This is a genomic window from Micromonospora sp. NPDC049679 (genome assembly GCF_040659735.1).
In the GTDB taxonomy this organism is placed as follows: domain Bacteria; phylum Actinomycetota; class Actinomycetes; order Mycobacteriales; family Micromonosporaceae; genus Micromonospora_I.
Genome location: NZ_JBFANZ010000024.1, coordinates 26,015 through 43,558, shown reverse-complemented (window position 1 = coordinate 43,558; position 17,544 = coordinate 26,015). Strand labels below are relative to the sequence as shown.

At 71.6% G+C, this 17,544-nt stretch carries 19 protein-coding genes; 11 read left to right on the top strand and 8 right to left on the bottom strand.

Features of this window, described 5'->3' with window-relative positions; translation table 11 throughout:
• The first annotated feature begins 26 nt into the window (after positions 1-26).
• The 5 genes from AB0J06_RS17220 to AB0J06_RS17200 all read left to right on the top strand — a co-directional run bounded on the left by AB0J06_RS17220 (position 27) and on the right by AB0J06_RS17200 (position 5,166).
• A complete protein-coding gene (locus AB0J06_RS17220; RefSeq protein WP_357429510.1) occupies positions 27-857 on the top strand; it encodes an alpha/beta hydrolase in 831 nt (276 codons plus the stop codon).
• Complete coding sequence (locus tag AB0J06_RS17215) at positions 854-1,648, top strand: AAC(3) family N-acetyltransferase (RefSeq protein WP_357429508.1); 795 nt, start codon at positions 854-856, stop codon at positions 1,646-1,648. Before AB0J06_RS17220 ends, AB0J06_RS17215 begins: the two co-directional genes overlap by 4 nt.
• 91 nt (positions 1,649-1,739) lie before the next feature.
• Positions 1,740-2,489: an SIS domain-containing protein gene (locus AB0J06_RS17210; RefSeq protein ID WP_357429506.1), complete on the top strand. Its 750-nt coding sequence runs from the start codon at positions 1,740-1,742 to the stop codon at positions 2,487-2,489.
• A gap of 72 nt (positions 2,490-2,561) precedes the next feature.
• Complete coding sequence (locus tag AB0J06_RS17205) at positions 2,562-3,068, top strand: DUF6328 family protein (protein WP_357429504.1); 507 nt, start codon at positions 2,562-2,564, stop codon at positions 3,066-3,068.
• A gap of 121 nt (positions 3,069-3,189) precedes the next feature.
• Positions 3,190-5,166, top strand: coding sequence for an acyl-CoA dehydrogenase family protein (locus AB0J06_RS17200; RefSeq protein WP_357429502.1), 1,977 nt, complete (start codon positions 3,190-3,192; stop codon positions 5,164-5,166).
• A 101-nt stretch (positions 5,167-5,267) separates the two neighbouring features.
• On the opposite strand, the gene AB0J06_RS17195 is transcribed toward AB0J06_RS17200, so the two are convergent.
• From AB0J06_RS17195 to AB0J06_RS17165, 7 genes are all read right to left on the bottom strand, one after another.
• Entirely contained in the window at positions 5,268-5,879 is a 612-nt protein-coding gene (locus tag AB0J06_RS17195) for a hypothetical protein (RefSeq protein ID WP_357429500.1), read from the bottom strand.
• A gap of 63 nt (positions 5,880-5,942) precedes the next feature.
• Positions 5,943-6,344: a Fur family transcriptional regulator gene (locus tag AB0J06_RS17190; protein WP_357429498.1), complete on the bottom strand. Its 402-nt coding sequence runs from the start codon at positions 6,342-6,344 to the stop codon at positions 5,943-5,945.
• Positions 6,341-6,640 (bottom strand): metalloregulator ArsR/SmtB family transcription factor, encoded by a 300-nt coding sequence (locus AB0J06_RS17185; RefSeq protein ID WP_357429496.1) that lies wholly within the window; start codon positions 6,638-6,640, stop codon positions 6,341-6,343. The genes AB0J06_RS17190 and AB0J06_RS17185 overlap by 4 nt, the downstream gene beginning before the upstream one ends.
• 68 nt (positions 6,641-6,708) lie before the next feature.
• On the bottom strand, positions 6,709-7,590 hold the full coding sequence (locus AB0J06_RS17180) for a metal ABC transporter permease (RefSeq protein WP_357429605.1): 882 nt from the start codon (positions 7,588-7,590) through the stop codon (positions 6,709-6,711).
• A complete protein-coding gene (locus AB0J06_RS17175; protein WP_357429603.1) occupies positions 7,587-8,354 on the bottom strand; it encodes a metal ABC transporter ATP-binding protein in 768 nt (255 codons plus the stop codon). Before AB0J06_RS17175 ends, AB0J06_RS17180 begins: the two co-directional genes overlap by 4 nt.
• Complete coding sequence (locus AB0J06_RS17170; protein WP_357429494.1) at positions 8,345-9,292, bottom strand: metal ABC transporter substrate-binding protein; 948 nt, start codon at positions 9,290-9,292, stop codon at positions 8,345-8,347. Before AB0J06_RS17170 ends, AB0J06_RS17175 begins: the two co-directional genes overlap by 10 nt.
• Positions 9,293-9,360: 68 nt before the next feature.
• On the bottom strand, positions 9,361-9,618 hold the full coding sequence (locus AB0J06_RS17165) for a DUF6703 family protein (RefSeq protein WP_357429492.1): 258 nt from the start codon (positions 9,616-9,618) through the stop codon (positions 9,361-9,363).
• 55 nt (positions 9,619-9,673) lie between these two features.
• Here AB0J06_RS17165 and AB0J06_RS17160 point away from each other — a divergent pair, with 55 nt between their 5' ends.
• The 6 genes from AB0J06_RS17160 to AB0J06_RS17135 all read left to right on the top strand — a co-directional run bounded on the left by AB0J06_RS17160 (position 9,674) and on the right by AB0J06_RS17135 (position 17,002).
• Positions 9,674-10,015, top strand: coding sequence for an antibiotic biosynthesis monooxygenase family protein (locus AB0J06_RS17160; protein ID WP_357429490.1), 342 nt, complete (start codon positions 9,674-9,676; stop codon positions 10,013-10,015).
• A gap of 132 nt (positions 10,016-10,147) precedes the next feature.
• A complete protein-coding gene (locus AB0J06_RS17155) occupies positions 10,148-10,624 on the top strand; it encodes a hypothetical protein (RefSeq protein WP_357429601.1) in 477 nt (158 codons plus the stop codon).
• 156 nt (positions 10,625-10,780) lie between these two features.
• Positions 10,781-12,160, top strand: coding sequence for a glycine--tRNA ligase (locus AB0J06_RS17150; protein WP_357429487.1), 1,380 nt, complete (start codon positions 10,781-10,783; stop codon positions 12,158-12,160).
• Between the two features lie 115 nt (positions 12,161-12,275).
• Complete coding sequence (gene dusB, locus AB0J06_RS17145) at positions 12,276-13,427, top strand: tRNA dihydrouridine synthase DusB (RefSeq protein WP_357429485.1); 1,152 nt, start codon at positions 12,276-12,278, stop codon at positions 13,425-13,427.
• Positions 13,428-13,678: 251 nt separating this feature from the next.
• Complete coding sequence (ppdK, locus tag AB0J06_RS17140) at positions 13,679-16,387, top strand: pyruvate, phosphate dikinase (protein ID WP_357429483.1); 2,709 nt, start codon at positions 13,679-13,681, stop codon at positions 16,385-16,387.
• A 255-nt stretch (positions 16,388-16,642) separates the two neighbouring features.
• Positions 16,643-17,002 carry a VOC family protein gene (locus tag AB0J06_RS17135; protein WP_357429481.1) on the top strand — a complete coding sequence of 120 codons (360 nt, stop codon included), beginning with the start codon at positions 16,643-16,645 and terminating at the stop codon, positions 17,000-17,002.
• Here AB0J06_RS17135 and AB0J06_RS17130 read toward each other — a convergent pair.
• On the bottom strand, positions 16,999-17,502 hold the full coding sequence (locus AB0J06_RS17130) for a hypothetical protein (RefSeq protein WP_357429479.1): 504 nt from the start codon (positions 17,500-17,502) through the stop codon (positions 16,999-17,001). The two genes, AB0J06_RS17135 and AB0J06_RS17130, sit on opposite strands and share 4 nt — an antisense overlap.
• Positions 17,503-17,544 lie beyond the last annotated feature (42 nt).

The following is a 17,544-nucleotide window of genomic DNA, read 5'->3' as shown; positions in this document are numbered from 1 at the left end:
CCGGTGGGCCGGGTACGCTCCGGGCCATGCTGATCACCGCGCGAGGGTTGACCTTCGATGTCCGCGCGGGCGGTCCGGACGACGGCGAACCGGTCCTGCTGCTGCACGGGTTTCCGCAGCACAGCGGAGAGTGGGCGGAGGTCATCCCGGCGCTGCACGCCGCGGGACTGCGTACGTACGCAGTGGACCAGCGCGGCTACTCGCCGGGCGCCCGGCCGACGGAGGTGGCGGACTACCGGATGGCGGAGTGTGTCGCGGACGCGGTGGCTCTGCTCGACGCGCTGGGGATCGACGCGGCGCACATCGTGGGGCACGACTGGGGCGCTGTCGTGGGCTGGCAACTCGCGGCCCGTCATCCGCAGCGTGTGCGCACGCTGACCGCCGTCTCCGTGCCGCACCCCGCGGCGATGGCGCACGCCTTGGCGACCGATGCGGGGCAGCGGCGGCGTTCGGCGTACATCGGGTTGTTCCAGCAGTCGGGCAAGGCCGAACGGGTGCTGCTGGACCACGACGGCGCCGGGCTGCGTCAACTGCTGAGCGGCGTGGGGGAGGAGCGCGTCGACACGTACGTCGGGCCGATGCGCGCACCGGGCGCGCTCACCGCGGCGCTGAACTGGTACCGCGCGCTCTCCCACCGTGACCTGGAAGGGCTCGGGCCGGTGGCGGTGCCGACGACGTACGTGTGGAGCGACGGCGATCTGGCGATCGGGGAGACGGCCGCGCTGGCGTGTGCCGAGCACGTCCGCGCCGACTACCGGTTCGTGCGGCTCGCCGGGGTGACGCACTGGGTTCCCGACGAGTCGCCCGCGCCGCTCGTCGACGCGATCCTGGCCCGTGCCCGCCGGGCGCCGGCATGACCGTGCCGAGCACTCCCCGGCCGCGTACCCGGACCTCGCTCGCCGCCGAACTGCGGGAACTGGGGGTACGCCCCGGGTCGGTCCTGCTGGTCCACTCGTCGCTGCGCCCGTTGGGTTGGGTCTGTGGTGGTCCGCACGCGGTGGTGCTCGCCCTGCGTGACGCGCTCGGGCCCGACGGCACGCTGGTGGTGCCGACGCACACGCCGGACAACACCGATCCGGCCACCTGGCGAAACCCGCCCGTGCCGCACGAGTGGTGGCCGGTGATCCGCGACGAGATGCCGGGCTTCGATCCGGCGGCGACGCCGAGCCGCTGGATGGGAGTGATCGCGGAGGCGGTGCGGACCTGGCCGGGGGCGTGCCGCAGCGATCATCCGCAGGTGTCGTTCGCCGCGGTCGGACCGCGTGCCGAGGAGATTGTCGCCGGGCACGCCCGTGCCGGCATGCTCGGCGACGAGTCGCCCCTCGCGCGCCTCTACGACCTCGACGGGGACGTGCTTCTGCTCGGCGTCGGGCACGATTCGAACACCTCGCTGCACCTGGCCGAATATCGCCGACCGGAGCCTCCGCGCGAGCGGGTCGGCGCGGCGGTGCGCACGGCCGACGGCGGTCGGGAGTGGGCGTGGTGGGAGGACGTGGTGCTGGATGAGAGCGACTTCGACCTGCTCGGTGAGGACCTGGACGCGACGGGCGTCGTGCGCCGCGGCCGGGTGGGCAGCGCGGAGTGCCGGCTGATGCGGCAACGCGGGGCGGTCGACTTCGCGGTCGAATGGTTGATCGGTAACCGCTGACGATGAAGAGCGGACCGGACCCTGCCGCCGGGCCGACGGCGGCCGGGCCGACGGCGGCCGGGGAGACGGCGGCCGGGGAAACGGAGGACGGATGACGCTCAGCGCGGACGGCTATCTCGCGGTGGTCACCGAGACGGTCCACCGGGTGGCGGAGAGTCAGCGCGAGGAGGTGCGGCGCGCGGCGGAGTTGATAACGGCGGCGCTGCGCGCGGACGGCGTGGTGCACGCCTTCGGCACCGGGCATTCGGAGGCCTTCGCGATGGAGATCGCGGGTCGGGCCGGCGGCCTCGTGCCGACGAACAAGCTCGCGCTGCGCGACGTGGTGCTCTACGGCGGCGACCCGCCCACGGTCCTCGGCCCGATGCTCGAACGGGATCCGGCGGTCGCGCACCGGCTCTACGAACTCGCGCCGGTGCAGCAGCAGGATGTTTTCGTGATGGCCTCCAACTCCGGGGTGAACGGCGCGGTGGTCGAACTGGGCCTGCTGGTCAAGGAGCGGGGGCACCCGCTGATCGTGGTCACGTCGCGGGCGCACTCGGCGCAGGTGGCGTCGCGGCATCCCTCCGGGCGCAAGCTCGCCGAGTTGGCCGACGTCGTTCTGGACAACGGCGCCCCCTACGGCGACGCCACCGTGCCGCTGCCCGGTGGCGGGGCGGTCGGCGCGGTCTCGTCGATCACGGCGGCGTTGCTGGCGCAGCAGATCGTCGTGGAGGTGGTGCGCCGGCTCGTCGAGGCGGGCGAGACGCCGCCGGTCTATCTGTCGGCGAACATCCCGGACGGCGACGCGCACAACCACGCCCTGGAGGCGCGCTATTCGGGACGGATCCGGCGCGGCGCCTGAGCCCAGTTTGATCGCGGCGGCGATCGGGCAATCCGGCGCGCGTATCCGGTGTGCGCAACGGGAGGAGCGTCAATGAGCAGGGAGACCGAGAAGGAGCGTTGGCGTCGGAACTTCGCGGATCTGCTCCAGGAGTTGCGGGTGGCGCAGACCGGCGTGCAGATTCTCTTCGCGTTTCTGCTGACCCTGCCGTTCAGCAACGGCTTCCCGGACGTGACCCCGTTCCAGAAGGACGTCTACGTCGTGGCGCTGCTCGCCGCGGCGGCCGCCACCGCGATGATCATCTCGCCGGTGGCGTTCCACCGGGCGCTCTTCCGACTGGGGCGCAAACCGCAGCTGGTCCGCTTCGCGCACCGCATGGCCACCGGTGGACTCGCGTTCATGCTCATCGCGATGGTCAGCTCGGTGCTGCTGATCACCGACTTCATCCTGCCCCGGACGGTCGCGTTCGTCCTCACCGCCGCGACCGGCGTCTGGTTCCTGGTCTTCTGGGTCATCCTCCCGTTCGCCACGCGGATGACCGACGAGGACGACGGGGACGAGGAGAACGAGCGGGAGGAAGTGAATCCGCCGCCTCGCTGACGCGCCGACGGCGGGAACCGCGAACGGTAGGCATCGATGACCCTACCCCTCGGTAGTACCCGGTAGTAGCGTTGTCCGCAGACAGCGTTCGCGTAGCCGTACCCACCTCTAGGGGGTAGCCGTGACCACGACGCAGAACAGCCGGCCGGCCGAGCCCGGCTCCGACGGAGCCGGGCTGCTCCCCGCCGAGGCCGGGCAGGTCTCCGAGCAGGAGTCGCGGCAGGTCGCCGAGGCCGCGCGCGAGTCCGAATGGGGCAAGCCGAGCTTCGGCAAGGAACTCTTCCTCGGCCGCCTCCGGCTCGACCTGATCAACCCCTGGCCGACCCCCGACCCGGCGGCGACCGTCAAGGCCGACCCGTTCCTTCGCACGCTCGAGGAGTACGTCCGGTCCGGTGTGGACGGCGCGGCGATCGAGCGGGACGCGCGGATCCCCGACGAGGTCTTCCAGGGGCTGGGCCGGCTCGGCGCGTTCGGGATGAAGATCGATGAGAAGTACGGCGGCCTCGGCCTCTCCAATCTGCACTACTGCCGCGCGCTGATGCTCGCCGGCTCGGTCAGCCCGGCGATCGGCGCCCTGCTCTCCGCGCACCAGTCGATCGGGGTGCCGCAGCCGCTGAAGATGTTCGGCACCGACGAGCAGAAGCAGACGTTCCTGCCCCGGCTCGCCGCCGGAGAGGTGTCGGCGTTCCTGCTCACCGAGCCCGATGTCGGCTCCGATCCGGCCCGGCTGGCGACCATCGCCGAGCCGACGGAGGACGGCACCGGCTACCGGCTCAACGGCGTCAAGCTCTGGGCCACCAACGGCACGGTCGCCACCCTGCTCGTCGTGATGGCCCGGGTCCCGGCCACCGATGGACGGCGGGGCGGGATCACCGCCTTCGTGGTCGAGGGGGATTCGCCCGGCATCACCGTCGAGCGCCGCAACGCGTTCCTCGGCCTGCGTGGCCTGGAGAACAGCGTCACCCGGTTCCACGACGTGTTCGTGCCGCGGGAGAACGTCATCGGCGGCGAGGGGCGCGGCCTGAAGATCGCGCTGACCACGCTCAACACCGGTCGGCTGTCGCTGCCCGCGATGTGTGTCGGCGCGGGCAAGTGGTGCCTCAATGTGGCGCGCGAGTGGGCCGCTGAGCGGGTCCAGTGGGGTCGACCGGTCGGTGCGCACGAGGCGGTGGCGACGAAGCTGTCGTTCATCGCCGCGACCACGTACGGCATGGAAACCATGCTCGACCTCTGCTGCCTGCTCGCCGATGACGACCGCAACGACATCCGGATCGAGGCGGCGCTGGTCAAGCTCTACGCCAGCGAGATGGCGTGGCGGATCGCCGACGAGCTGATCCAGATCCGGGGCGGGCGCGGCTACGAGACCGCGGACTCGCTCGCCGCGCGGGGTGAGCGTCCCGCCGCCGTCGAGCAGATCCTGCGCGACCTGCGGATCAACCGGATCTTCGAGGGCTCCACCGAGATCATGCACCTGCTCATCGCCCGGGAAGCCGTCGACGCCCACCTCTCGGTGGCCGGCGACATCATCGACCCGGAGGCGGGGCTGGGGCGCAAGGCGCGGGCGGGCGCCCGCGCCGGGGCGTTCTACGCCAAGTGGTTGCCGACGCTCGCCGTCGGCCGGGGTCAGAGCCCCACGGCGTACGCGGAGTTCGGCCCGCTCGCCACCCACCTGCGCTACGCCGAGCGCGCCTCGCGCAAGCTCGCCCGGTCGACGTTCTACGCGATGTCGCGCTGGCAGGGGAAGCTGGAACGCAAGCAGGGCTTCCTGGGGCGGATCGTGGACATCGGCGCGGAGGTCTTCGCGATCTCGGCGGTCTGCGTGCGGGCGCATGCCGAGCGTCAGACCCGCCCCGAGGGCGTCGAACTCGCCGACCTCTTCTGCCGCCAGGCGCGGCTGCGCGTCGACGCGCTCTTCCGTGCCCTGTGGGAGAACACGGACTCCGTGGACGTGGCTGCCGCGAAGCGGATCCTCGACGGCCGCTACGCCTCCGTCGAGGACGGGATCGTTGCTCCGGCCGCCGACGCCGCGTGGGTGGCGGCCTGGGAGCCGGGTCCGTCATCCGTGCCGGACGTGCGACGCCGCATCCCGCCCGGTTAGCTCCCGCCACGAGCAGTATCGCGCTACTTCCGGGAACGAGTGGCCCCACGAGCGCGGGGAGGCACGACATCCCGGAAGTGGCGCGATCGTGACGTATGGCGTCACGCGCGGGACGTGGGCCGCAGGCCGAGGGCACGCAGCTCCAGCTCCGCCAGCGCGTCCACCGTGGATTCGTCGCCCCGGCGCCACGCCTCGGCCACGTCCGGGTCGATCCGGGTGAGCGTGCGCAGCGGCCGGGTCGCCAGGGCCCGCAGCGCGAGCAGGTCCCGCCCGGCGGGCGCCGAGCGCAGCGCGGCTGCCGTCGCCGCGCGCCGCATCCAGCGCACCCGCAGTGGCAGCCAGCCGAGGAGCACCACCCCGAGCGGGAAGACCAGCAGCGCCAGGGCGAGCGCGAGCGCGAGATCGCCGACCAGCGCCTGCTGATCGCGGCCCGCTTCGGCCATCGACCGTGCCGCCTCGGCCGCCTTGTTGAACGGCGCGGTCAGGTCGTCGCCGACGATCGGGACCCGCCCCACCTTGCCGCCGGCGTCCGCGAGGTTGTCGGCGAGGCCGCCACCGGCGCCCTCCAGCTTCTGACCCGGTACGGCGAGCTTCTCGATCAGGTCGTGCAGCCACATCGCGGCCCGGACCCAGGCGTAGACCCAGGCGACGACGAGTAGATCGGTGACGAGTTGGCGGGCGGCGGTCGGAAAACGGTCGGCGTAAATCTTCACGCCGCTCAGCGTGCCGCATCGAGCGCCCGCGTCAAGCCGCCGGGGAGATCAGCGGGGCCGCGGTCAGCGGGCGCAGTCAGGACAGGTGCCGAAGATTTCCAGGGTGTGGCTGACGTTGGCGTAGCCGTGCTGCGCCGCGACCCGCTCCGCCCAGCTCTCCACGGCCGGCCCCTCGACCTCGACCGTCCGGCCGCAGGAGCGGCAGACCAGGTGATGGTGGTGGCCCTGGCTGCACCGGCGGTAGAGGTGCTCACCGCCCGGTGGCCGCATCACGTCGATCTCACCGGAGTCGGCCAGCCCCTGCAGCGTGCGGTAGACGGTGGTGAGCCCGACCCGCTCACCCCGGTCGCGCAGCATGGCGTGCAACTCCTGGGCGCTGTGGAACCCCTCCACGTCGGCGAGGAGGGCACTGACCGCGCTGCGCTGCCGGGTGTTGCGGACGGCGGTGCTGTCTCCGGTCGTCATTTGGCCTCCCGGGCGTGGCTGATCGCGTCGGCCACGATGTGCGCGATGTGCTCGTCGACCAGGGCGTAGGCGATCTCCCGGCCGCGGCGGGACCCGTGCACCACCCCGGCGCCGCGCAGCACCCGCAGATGCTGGGAGACGAGTGGCTGCGCCGCGCCGAGCTTGTCGACCAGCTCGTGGACGCAGCGCTCGCCGGCCGCGAGTTCGGTGACGATCGCGACCCGGAGCGGGGCGGAGAGCGCACGCAGCAGTTCACCGGCGCCTTCGTAGCCCTCGTATCCGTTCGTGGTCGTCACCCCGTAACGGTAACCAATGCCAGCGGCGCCCCGCGCCGCCGGCGTCCGCCCGGCGATCCCGGACCCGGTCAGCGTTCGAGCACCACGTCGGGCGGTTCGAGCTCGGGGGCGGGATGGTGGGCCACCGGCACGGACCGTCGGCGCAGCGCGCGCCGGAGCGCGGCGCCGAGCGCCACCGCGAGGAACGCGGCGATGGCCAGCACGACGATGGTGGCGCCGGGCGCGGTGTTGGCCTGACCGGCGAGCCACACCCCGCAGCCGGCGGCGAGCACGCCGACCCCCATCGCGAGCGCCATCGTGCTGCGGAAGCCGCGGGTGACCTGCTGGGCGGTCGCCACCGGCACGACCATCATGGCGCTGATCAGCAGCAGCCCGACCGTGCGCATGGCGATCGTGACGGTCATCGCGGTGGTCACCGCGAGCAGCAGGTTGAGTGTGCGCACCGGCAGACCGGAGACCTTCGCGTACTCCTCGTCGTGGGAGATCGCGAAGAGCGCGGGACGCAGCAGCAGCATCGCGGCGAGCAGCGTCACCGCGAGCACCACGATCACCACCAGGTCGGCGGGGGAGGTGGTGGTCAGCGAGCCGAAGAGGTACGCCATCAGGTTGGCGTTGCTGCGGTTGGCCGACAGACCGACGAGCATGACGCCGCCGGCGATGCCGCCGTAGAAGAGCAGCGCGAGGGCGAGGTCACCGGAGGTGCGACCGCGTTCCCGGATCAGTTCGATGGTGACGGCGCCGGCGGCGGCGACCAGCATGGCGGTGAGGATGGGGGACTGGTCGAGCAGCAGTCCGACGCCGACGCCGGTCAGCGCGACATGGCCGACGCCGTCGCCGATCAGCGACATGCGGCGCTGCACGAGGTAGATCCCGAGCGCCGGTGCGGTCAGCCCGATCACGAGCGCGGCGATCAACGCGCGGATCATGAAGTCGTACTGGAAGAGGTTCATGCGCTCCACATCCGCGACGATTCCGTCGGAGCGTGCGGATGCACGTGGTCATGCCCCGGCTCCGCGTGGTGACCCGCGGGCGACGGCACCGGACCGTCGTGCGCGATCTCTCCGTGATGGACCACGACCGCCCGGCTGATCAGCGGGTGCAGCGGGCCGAGCTCATGCGCGACGAGCAGGACGGTGCCGCCCTCGGCGACGAACCCGCGCAGCGCGTCGGCGAACGCCTCCTGGCTGGCGGCGTCGACCCCCGCGGTCGGTTCGTCGAGCACCAGCAGTTCGGGCTGGCCGGCGAGCGCCCGGGCGATCAGGGTGCGCTGCTGCTGGCCTCCGGAGAGGGTGGCGACCGGGTCGCCGGCCCGGTCGGCGAGCCCCACGGCGCGCAGCGCGGCGGCCACGGCCTCCCGGTCGGCGGAGCGCGCGGGACGGAACACGCCGCGCCGGGCCAGCCGCCCGGCGGCGACGACCTCGGCGACGGTGGCCGGTACGCCGCTGCCCGCGCCGAGCCGCTGCGGCACGTAGCCGATGCGTCGCCACTGCCGGAACCGGCGTGCCGGCGTGCCGAAGAGGGTGACGGCGCCGCCGGTGAGCGGCACCAGGCCGAGGATGGCGCGGACCAGGGTGGACTTGCCGGAGCCGTTGGCGCCGAGGACGGCGACCACCTCGCCGGCCGTCACGGTGAGCGAGACGCCACGCAGCACGGGACGTCCGTCGTAGGCGGCCGTCGCATGCTCGACCTGAATGACGATGGGGCTCACGAGCAGCCCAGCGCCGGCTTGAGCGCGGCGAGGTTGGTGCGCATGACCGAAAGGTAGTCGCCGCCCGTGCCGGGCTGCAGTCCTTCGATCGGGTCCAGGACGGCGGTCTGCGCCCCCACCTCACGGGCGATGGTCTCGGCGACCTTCGGGCTCACCAGCGTCTCGAAGAAGATCGTGCTGGCCTTGTGCTCCCGTGCCTCGCTCGCCACCTCGACCAGCCGCTGCGCCGACGGCTCGTCCTCCGGAGTCAGCCCGGCGACGCTGATCTGTTCGAGCTTGTAGCGCTGCGCGAGGTAGCCGAAGGCGCTGTGGCTCGTCACCACCTCCCGGCGCTGGCAGGTCTTCAGCGACTGCTCGTACTCCCGGTCCAGTTTCTCCAGGTCGGCGCGGAGAGCGCTGGCCCGCGCCGGGAAGTCGGCGGCGTGGTCGGGGTCGGCGGCGGCGAGCCGCTCGGCGAGCTTGTCGCCGATCGCGGCGAGCCGGGTGGGGTCGAGCCAGACGTGCGGATCCTTGCCGCTCTGCTCCTCCTTGTGCCCCGGCTCACCCTCGTGCTCGTGCCCTCCCGCGCTCGCGTCGAGCAGCGGCGCGACCGTGGCGACGTCGAAGGCGTGGTTGTCGGCCTGCTGCGCCACCGCGTCGTCGACCGCCGGCTGGAAGCCCTTGAGATAGACCACCAGCTTCGCGTCGCTGATCTGGCCGACCTGCCGCGGGTTGAGCTCCAGGTCGTGCGGCTCCGCGCCGGGCTTGGCGAGGTTGGTCACCCGCACGGCGTCGCCACCGATCCGCTCGGCGACGAACTGCAGCGGGTAGAACGCGGCGACCACCGTCACCCGGTTGGGGTCGGCGTCGGCCGAGCCGGCCGAACAGGCGGCGGCGCCACCGAGGGTGAGGAGCGCGGCCGCGGTCGCGGCGAGGGTACGGCGGAGAGCGGTGCGGCTGGGCATGCCCCAACTCTCCGCGACAATGAGAATGATTGTCAAAAACGCATGGGTGCATGCGATGGGGAAACGGGTCAGAAGATCTTCATCAGCGCCGCGGTGATCAGCAGGCCCAGGACGAGCAGGCGGAGCAGCCGGGTACGGGGCGCCTGGACCGGCCACGTCGTCACCAGCAGCGCCACCAGGCCGGCGGCGAGGACCAGCAGCAACGCCCCGCCGATGATCCCGGGGGCGAAGAAGCCCGCCAGCACCAGCACCAGCGCGCCGAGGAAGACCGCCGTCGGGTTGAGCCGGGCGAGCCGGGCCAGCGGATCGTTCTGCGTAGGCTGCATCCGACAGACTCTAATGAGACACCCGGTTCTGCTGGGACACTGAGGAGGAAAGCGCGTGCTGGTGATGAACCGGTTTGTCGTGACCGAGGACGGAGCCGGCGCGTTCACCGAGCGGGCCCATGCGGCGCTCGCCGCGCTCGCTGGCCGACCCGGATACCGGCACGGCCAGCTCACCCGCTCGCTGGACGAGCCGGACCACTGGTGCCTGGTGACCGAGTGGGAGTCGGTCGGCACCTACCGCCGCGCCCTCGGGGCGTTCGACGTGAAGGTGTACGCCACCCCACTGCTCGCAGAGTCGCTGGACGAGCCGTCGGCGTACGAACCGCTCGCCAGCGCGGAACCGGGCGGCGTGGTCGCCGTGTCGACCAGCGACCGGGCCACGGATCCGAGCCGCTGAGCGGCAACCACTACCCTTGCCCTCATGACCGTTTCCGGACCGGCCGGCCCGCCGCCGCACGCCGTACCCCGCGGTCCGGATTGGGGCGCGGGCGGCCCGCCGCCGCCCGGTGTGCCCGTGCCGCCGCCGGGTGTGCCCGTGCCGCCGCCGGGGCCGGGGGTCTCCCCGCCCTTCGCCGCGCCTCCCACCGAAGGACGCACCACCCGGCTCTGGATCGGCCTCGGCGTGGCGGCCCTCGCGGTGGTGCTCTGCTGCGGCGGCGGAGGGGCGGCGCTGCTCGGCCTCGCGGTGACCGGCACGCAGGCGGTCAACGAGCGGGCGCGGGTCGTGGTCGGGGAGTACTTCGACGCCGTGGAGCAGGAGGAGTACGACAAGGCGTACGCGCTGCTCTGTGGCGACGTCCGGCGCCGCGAGTCGCCACCGGAGTTCGAACGACGGGTGGCCGCGGAGCCGCAGATCACCTCGTACACCGTCCGGGACGCCACGATCGCCAACGAGGTGATCGTGCCGGTGGACGTGACCTATGCCCGTGGCGGTGGGCGAACGGTGCGCGTCGTGCTCGCGCAGGACTCCGGGACCGGGGAGTTCGAGGTCTGCGGGGTCCGCTAGCGCTCCCGCCGTGGACCGGCGGCGCGGCCGGCGACGGCTCCCGCGTCCGGCCGGGGTAATCTGCTGGGCGTCGGCCGTCGGTGGCCGTACCGTTGTGCCTGCTGTTTCATACGTCCCCGTCCCCGCCGACCGCCAGCCGGCGTAGTGAGGAAATTCATGCCAGCCGACCGTATCGACGCCGTTGTCAGCCTCGCGAAGCGTCGCGGTTTCGTCTTCCCGTCCAGCGAGATTTACGGCGGCACCCGCTCCGCCTGGGACTACGGTCCCCTCGGCGTCGAGCTCAAGGACAACGTCCGCCGGCAGTGGTGGAAGACCATCGTCCAGCAGCGCGACGACGTCGTGGGCCTGGACTCGGCGGTGATCCTGTCCCGGGACGTCTGGGCCGCCTCCGGTCACCTGGAGGCGTTCGTCGACCCGCTGACCGAGTGCCAGTTCTGCCACAAGCGCTTCCGCGCCGACCACCTGGAAGAGGAGTTCGAGGCGCGGCACGGCCGCCCCCCGACCAGCCTCGCCGAGCTCAACTGCCCCAACTGCGGCAACAAGGGCACGTTCAGCGAGCCGCGGATGTTCAACGGCCTGATGAAGACCTACCTGGGCCCGGTCGAGAGCGAGGAGGGCCTGCACTATCTCCGTCCGGAGACCGCGCAGGGCATCTTCGTCAACTTCGCCAACGTGATGACCGCCGCCCGCAAGAAGCCGCCCTTCGGCATCGCGCAGACCGGCAAGTCGTTCCGCAACGAGATCACCCCGGGCAACTTCATCTTCCGCACGCGCGAGTTCGAGCAGATGGAGATGGAGTTCTTCGTCGAGCCCGGCTCGGACGAGCAGTGGCACGAATACTGGCTCCAGGAGCGCTGGAACTGGTACCTCGACCTGGGCCTGAGCGAGTCGAACCTGCGGTTCTTCGAGCACCCCAAGGAGAAGCTCTCGCACTACTCGAAGCGGACGGTGGACATCGAGTACCGCTTCCGGTTCGGCGGCAGCGAGTTCTCCGAGCTGGAGGGCATCGCCAACCGCACCGACTTCGACCTCTCCACGCACAGCAAGCACTCCGGGGTCGACCTCTCCTACTTCGATCAGGAGAAGGGCGAGCGCTGGGTGCCGTACGTGATCGAGCCGGCCGCCGGTCTGACCCGCGCGGTGCTGGCGTTCCTGCTCGAGGCGTACGACGAGGACCAGGCGCCCAACACCAAGGGCGGCGTCGACAAGCGCACGGTCATGCGGTTCGACCCGCGACTCGCGCCGGTCAAGGTGGCGGTGCTCCCGCTGTCGCGCAACCCCGACCTCTCCCCGAAGGCGAAGGGGCTCGCGGCCGACCTGCGCAAGCGCTGGGTGGTCGAGTTCGACGACTCCCAGGCGATCGGCCGCCGCTACCGCCGGCAGGACGAGATCGGCACGCCGTTCTGCGTGACGGTCGACTTCGAGACGCTCGAGGACAACGCGGTGACGATCCGCGACCGGGACACGATGACCCAGGAACGGGTCTCGCTGGACCAGGTCGAGCGCTACCTGATCGAGCGCCTGCCCGGCTGCTGACGTGTGACGAACGGCCCCTTCCTGCCTCGCGACGAGGCGGAGAGGGGCCGTTCTGCGCAGCTCAGGCCGGTGGCCGAGTGGGTGTTCCGCGCAGGGCCGTGGAATTCTTGACGGCGTGACCGTCACCGCCGCGCCCCCTGCCCTTCGCCCGCTCACCCTCGGACCGCACCAGGTGTGGCCGCCCGTGGTGCTCGCGCCGATGGCCGGGATCACCAACATCGCCTTCCGGAAGCTCTGCCGGGAGCAGGGGGGCGGTCTCTACGTCTGCGAGATGATCACCACTACCGCGCTCGTGGAACGGAACCCGAAGACCCGGCGCATGATCGCGTTCGACCCGGAGGAGCGCCCGCGGAGCCTGCAGCTCTACGGCATCGACCCGGACGTCACGGCCGCCGCGGTGCGGATCGTGGTCGAGGAGAACCTCGCCGACCACATCGACCTCAACTTCGGCTGCCCCGTCCCGAAGGTGACCCGCAAGGGGGGTGGGTCGGCCCTGCCGTGGCGGCGCCGGCTCTTCGCCCGCATCGTGCGGGCGGCCGTCGACGCCGCGGCGCCCGCCGGGGTGCCGGTCACGGTCAAGATGCGCAAGGGCATCGACGACGAGCATCTGACGTACGTCGACGCGGGGCTCGCCGCGCAGGACGCCGGGGTGGCCGCGGTCGCCCTGCATGGGCGTACGGCGGCGCAGCGCTATTCGGGACAGGCGGACTGGGACGCGATCGCCACGCTCAAGCAGGCGCTGGACGTGCCGGTGCTGGGCAACGGCGACATCTGGGAGGCCGACGACGCGCTGCGGATGGTCGCGCACACCGGCGCCGACGGGGTGGTCGTCGGACGCGGGTGTCTGGGGCGGCCGTGGCTCTTCGCGGACCTGGCGGCCGCGTTCAACGGGCGGTCGGAGCGGGCGCTGCCGCTGTTGGGTGAGGTGGCGACGGCGATGCGGCGCCACGCCGAGTTGCTGAGCGAGGCGTTCGGCAGCGAACGGGACGCCTGCACGGACTTCCGCAAGCACGTCGCCTGGTACCTGAAGGGCTTCCCGATCGGCAGCGAGCTGCGCCGGTCGCTCGCCATGATCACCAGCCTGGCCGAGCTCGACGACCTGCTCGGCAGGCTCGATTCCGCGGAGCCCTTCCCGACCGACACGCTCGGCCAGCCCCGCGGGCGCACGAACTCGCCGGGGAAGGTGTTCCTGCCCGACGGTTGGCTCGACAGCCGTGACGACGAGGCGGTGCCGGAGGGCGCCGAGCTCGCCGACTCCGGCGGCTGACGGTCGTCCGTGCCGCTACCAGCCCGAATGCGCACTGTTGCGCGTGGTAGCGCTCCCAGGAAACCGTACGAACGTCCCCAGCCCGGGCCACTGTGCGACTCGTCACCGAACCCTCCCGGCTAACCGTGCAGTCGCTTAGCCTTCGCCCACCAATGGCCATTGGTTCCCCTGGTACGGAAGTCCGACGATGGGGTACGGAGAGCGTACTGAACCTTCGTTCAGTGTCGACCGGCGGCGCGTGGGAGGCTCTGGTGGCAGCGGAAGCAGCGGCGAAGCACAAGTTTGTGTACGACTTCGCCGAAGGAAACAGGGATCTGCGGGATCTGCTCGGTGGTAAGGGCGCAAACCTGGCGGAGATGATAAATCTCGGCCTGCCCGTGCCGCCCGGCTTCACCATCACCACCGAGGCGTGCCAGGCATACCTGGCCACCGGAGAGCAGCCGGAAGGGCTGGCGGAACAGATCGCCGCCCACCTCGCCCGGCTGGAAGAGACGCGGGGCAAGCGGCTGGGTGACGCCGCCGACCCGCTGCTCGTCTCGGTGCGCTCCGGCGCGAAGTTCTCCATGCCCGGCATGATGGAGACGGTCCTCAACGTCGGCCTCAACGACGAGAGCGTGACCGGCCTCTCCGCCCAGGCCGGCGGCAACGACCGGTTCGCCTGGGACTCGTACCGCCGCCTCATCCAGATGTTCGGCAAGACCGTCTGCGAGGTGCCCGGCGAGGAGTTCGAGCACGCCCTCGACGGGGCCAAGCGCGCCAAGGGCACGAACAACGACCTCGACCTGGACGCCGACGACCTGCGTGCGCTGGTCGGCACGTACAAGAAGATCTTCGCCAAGCACACCGGCCGGGAGTTCCCCCAGGACCCGCGCGAGCAGCTCGACCTCGCCATCAGGGCGGTCTTCGAGTCGTGGAACGCCGACCGGGCGATCCTCTACCGGCGGCAGGAGCGGATCCCGACCGACCTCGGCACCGCCGTCAACGTCGTCGCGATGGTCTTCGGCAACCTCGGTCAGGACTCCGGCACCGGCGTCGCCTTCACCCGCGACCCGGCCAGCGGTGACCAGGGCCTCTACGGCGACTACCTGGCCAACGCGCAGGGTGAGGACGTGGTCGCCGGCATCCGCAACACCGTGCCGTTGCAGGACCTCGAGCGGCTCGACAAGCGGTCGTACGACGAACTGCTCGGCATCATGGCCACATTGGAGGGTCACTACCGCGACCTGTGCGACATCGAGTTCACCATCGAGCGCGGCAAGCTGTGGATGCTGCAGACCCGGGTGGGCAAGCGCACCGCGGCGGCGGCCTTCAAGATCGCCAGTCACCTCGTCGACGAGGGCATCATCGACCTCGATGAGGCGCTGCACCGGGTCTCCGGTGCGCAACTCGCCCAACTGATGTTCCCCCGGTTCGACCTCGCCGACTCTCCGGAGGTGCTCGCCACCGGCGTGGGCGCGTCGCCCGGCGCCGCCGTCGGCGCAGTGGTCTTCGAGGCCAAGCGCGCGGTCGAGCTCGCCAAGGAGGGGCAGGCGGTCATCCTCGTCCGGCGGGAGACCAACCCCGACGACCTGCCCGGCATGATCGCCGCGCAGGGCATCCTGACCTCGCGCGGCGGCAAGACCAGTCACGCGGCCGTGGTCGCCCGGGGCATGGGCAAGACCTGCGTCTGCGGGGCGGACTCGCTCGAGGTCGACGTGCGCGGCGGGAAGTTCACCGTGGGCGGTCATACGGTCAGCGAAGGCGACGTGATCTCCGTCGACGGCACCACCGGCCGGGTCTACCTCGGCGAGGTGCCGGTGCAGCCATCGGCGGTGGTCCAGTACTTCGAGGGGACCATGACGCCGGAGGAGACCGGCGACCCGCTCGTGGCCGCCGTACACCGGATCATGTCGCACGCCGACGAACTGCGGCGGCTGCGCGTGCGCACGAACGCCGACACCGGCGAGGACGCCGCGCGGGCACGCCGTTTCGGCGCCGAGGGCATCGGCCTCTGCCGGACCGAGCACATGTTCCTCGGCGACCGGCGCGAGTTGGTCGAGCGGCTGATCCTGGCCCGCACGAGTGAGGAGCGGGAGGCGGCGCTGGACGCGCTGCTGCCGCTGCAGCGCGCCGACTTCGTGGAGATCTTCCGCGAGATGGACGGCCTGCCGGTGACGGTGCGCCTGATCGACCCGCCGCTGCACGAGTTCCTGCCGCCGCTGGAGGAGTTGGCCGTGAACGTCGCGGTCGCGCAGGCGCGGGGCGAGGACGCGGCGAAGGACGAGGCGCTGCTCGCGGCCGTCCGTCGGATGCACGAGCAGAACCCGATGCTGGGACTGCGCGGCGTACGCCTCGGGCTGGTCATTCCGGGGCTCTTCGCAATGCAGGTACGGGCGATCGCCGAGGCCGCGGCGGAGTGCGCCGGGCGGGGCGGCGACCCGAAGCCGGAGATCATGGTGCCGCTGGTCGGCGCCGTGCAGGAGTTGGAGACGGTCCGCGCCGAGGCCGAGAAGATCATCGCGGAAGTGCAACGCGAGAAGGCCGTCGAGATCCTGATCGGCACGATGATCGAGGTGCCGCGCGCCGCGCTGACCGCCGGCCAGATCGCCGAGGCGGCCCAGTTCTTCTCCTTCGGCACCAACGACCTGACCCAGATGGGCTGGGGCTTCTCCCGCGACGACGTCGAGGGCGCCTTCTTCTGGCGGTACCTGGAGCTGGGCATCTTCGGCATCTCGCCGTTCGAGTCGATCGACCGGGAGGGCGTCGGCCGGTTGGTGCGGATCGCGGTGGACGAGGGGCGCGCCGCGCGTCCCGGCCTGAAGATCGGGGTCTGCGGCGAGCACGGTGGTGACCCGGAGTCGGTGCACTTCTTCCACGAGGTCGGGCTGGACTACGTCTCCTGCTCGCCGTTCCGCGTCCCGGTGGCCCGGCTGGAAGCCGGCCGTGCCGTGGTGGAGTCGGCGGGATCCGACAGCCGCTGACGACGCGGGGCCCGACGCGGTGAGCGTCGACGAACGACCTGTCCGTCGATCAAGGACCTATTCGTACGATCAGAAGCGTGCGGAGAAGTCCTTGATCGACGGGTCGGATCGGGTGGCGATGTCGGCTGAACGGATGCCGACGGTCGCCGCTATGGTCACGCTCCGTGCCTGAGTAACCGCTCGCGCTGCCGCTCACGCGCACGCGTCGTAACCTGGGGCGTCATCTCCTCGATCCCGTCAACGGAGGCAAGGCCCATGGCTAGCCAGTGGGAGAACCTGGTCGTCGACGCCCGTGACCCCGCGCGTCTCGCGCGGTGGTGGGCGGAGGCCCTCGGCTACCAGATCACCTACGAGAAACCCGACGAGATCGAGATCCGTCGCACCGCCGAGGAGTTGCCCGGCCTCGTCTTCGTGCCCGCGAGCGAGGCGAAGGATCTCAAGAACCGGCTCCACATCGACCTGCGCCCCTCCGACCAGGAGGCCGAGGTGGAACGTCTGGTCAACATGGGCGCGCGGCACGTCGACATCGGTCAGGGCGCGGGGGTCGGCTGGATCGTGCTGGCCGACCCGGAGGGGAACGAGTTCTGCGTCCTCAAGCAACGCGGTCCCGTCTAGCCCCTGGCTGTGCGGTGCCGGGCCGCCGCCGCGACGGCCTTGCGCAGCGCGGTCAGGAACGCGTACCCGTCCGCGTCGTCGCCGAGGCCGATCCAGACCGAACTCACGGTGCCGTGGGCGGACCACTGCGCCGTCACCGCGACCCCGAAATCGGTGATCACCGAATGCAGGGCGGTCAGCGACGGCCCGAGCGTCATGCCGGCGAGCCGCGCCGACATGACGTGGGTCCGGTGGCTGGCCTCGGTGCGGGCGACGACCAGATAGCGCGGCAGCAGGATGTCGACCCGGTGCTGCTCGCGCCCGTCGCCGACGTCGAACATGCGCGCGTTCAGGACCGGCCGCCTCACCTGCACGGACCGGGTGGCGCAGCAGGCGGTCGCGGTGTGCAACTCGCCCATGAGCTGGCCGGCGCAGTGCTCCTCGATGGCACCGCGCACCGCCGGACCAATCTCGTCCATGCCGATCGTCCGGCTGCTCCGTAGCCACACTCGCCCGGTCACGCGGCTGATTGTCCGCTCGACGACACGTCACATCAGTCGCCA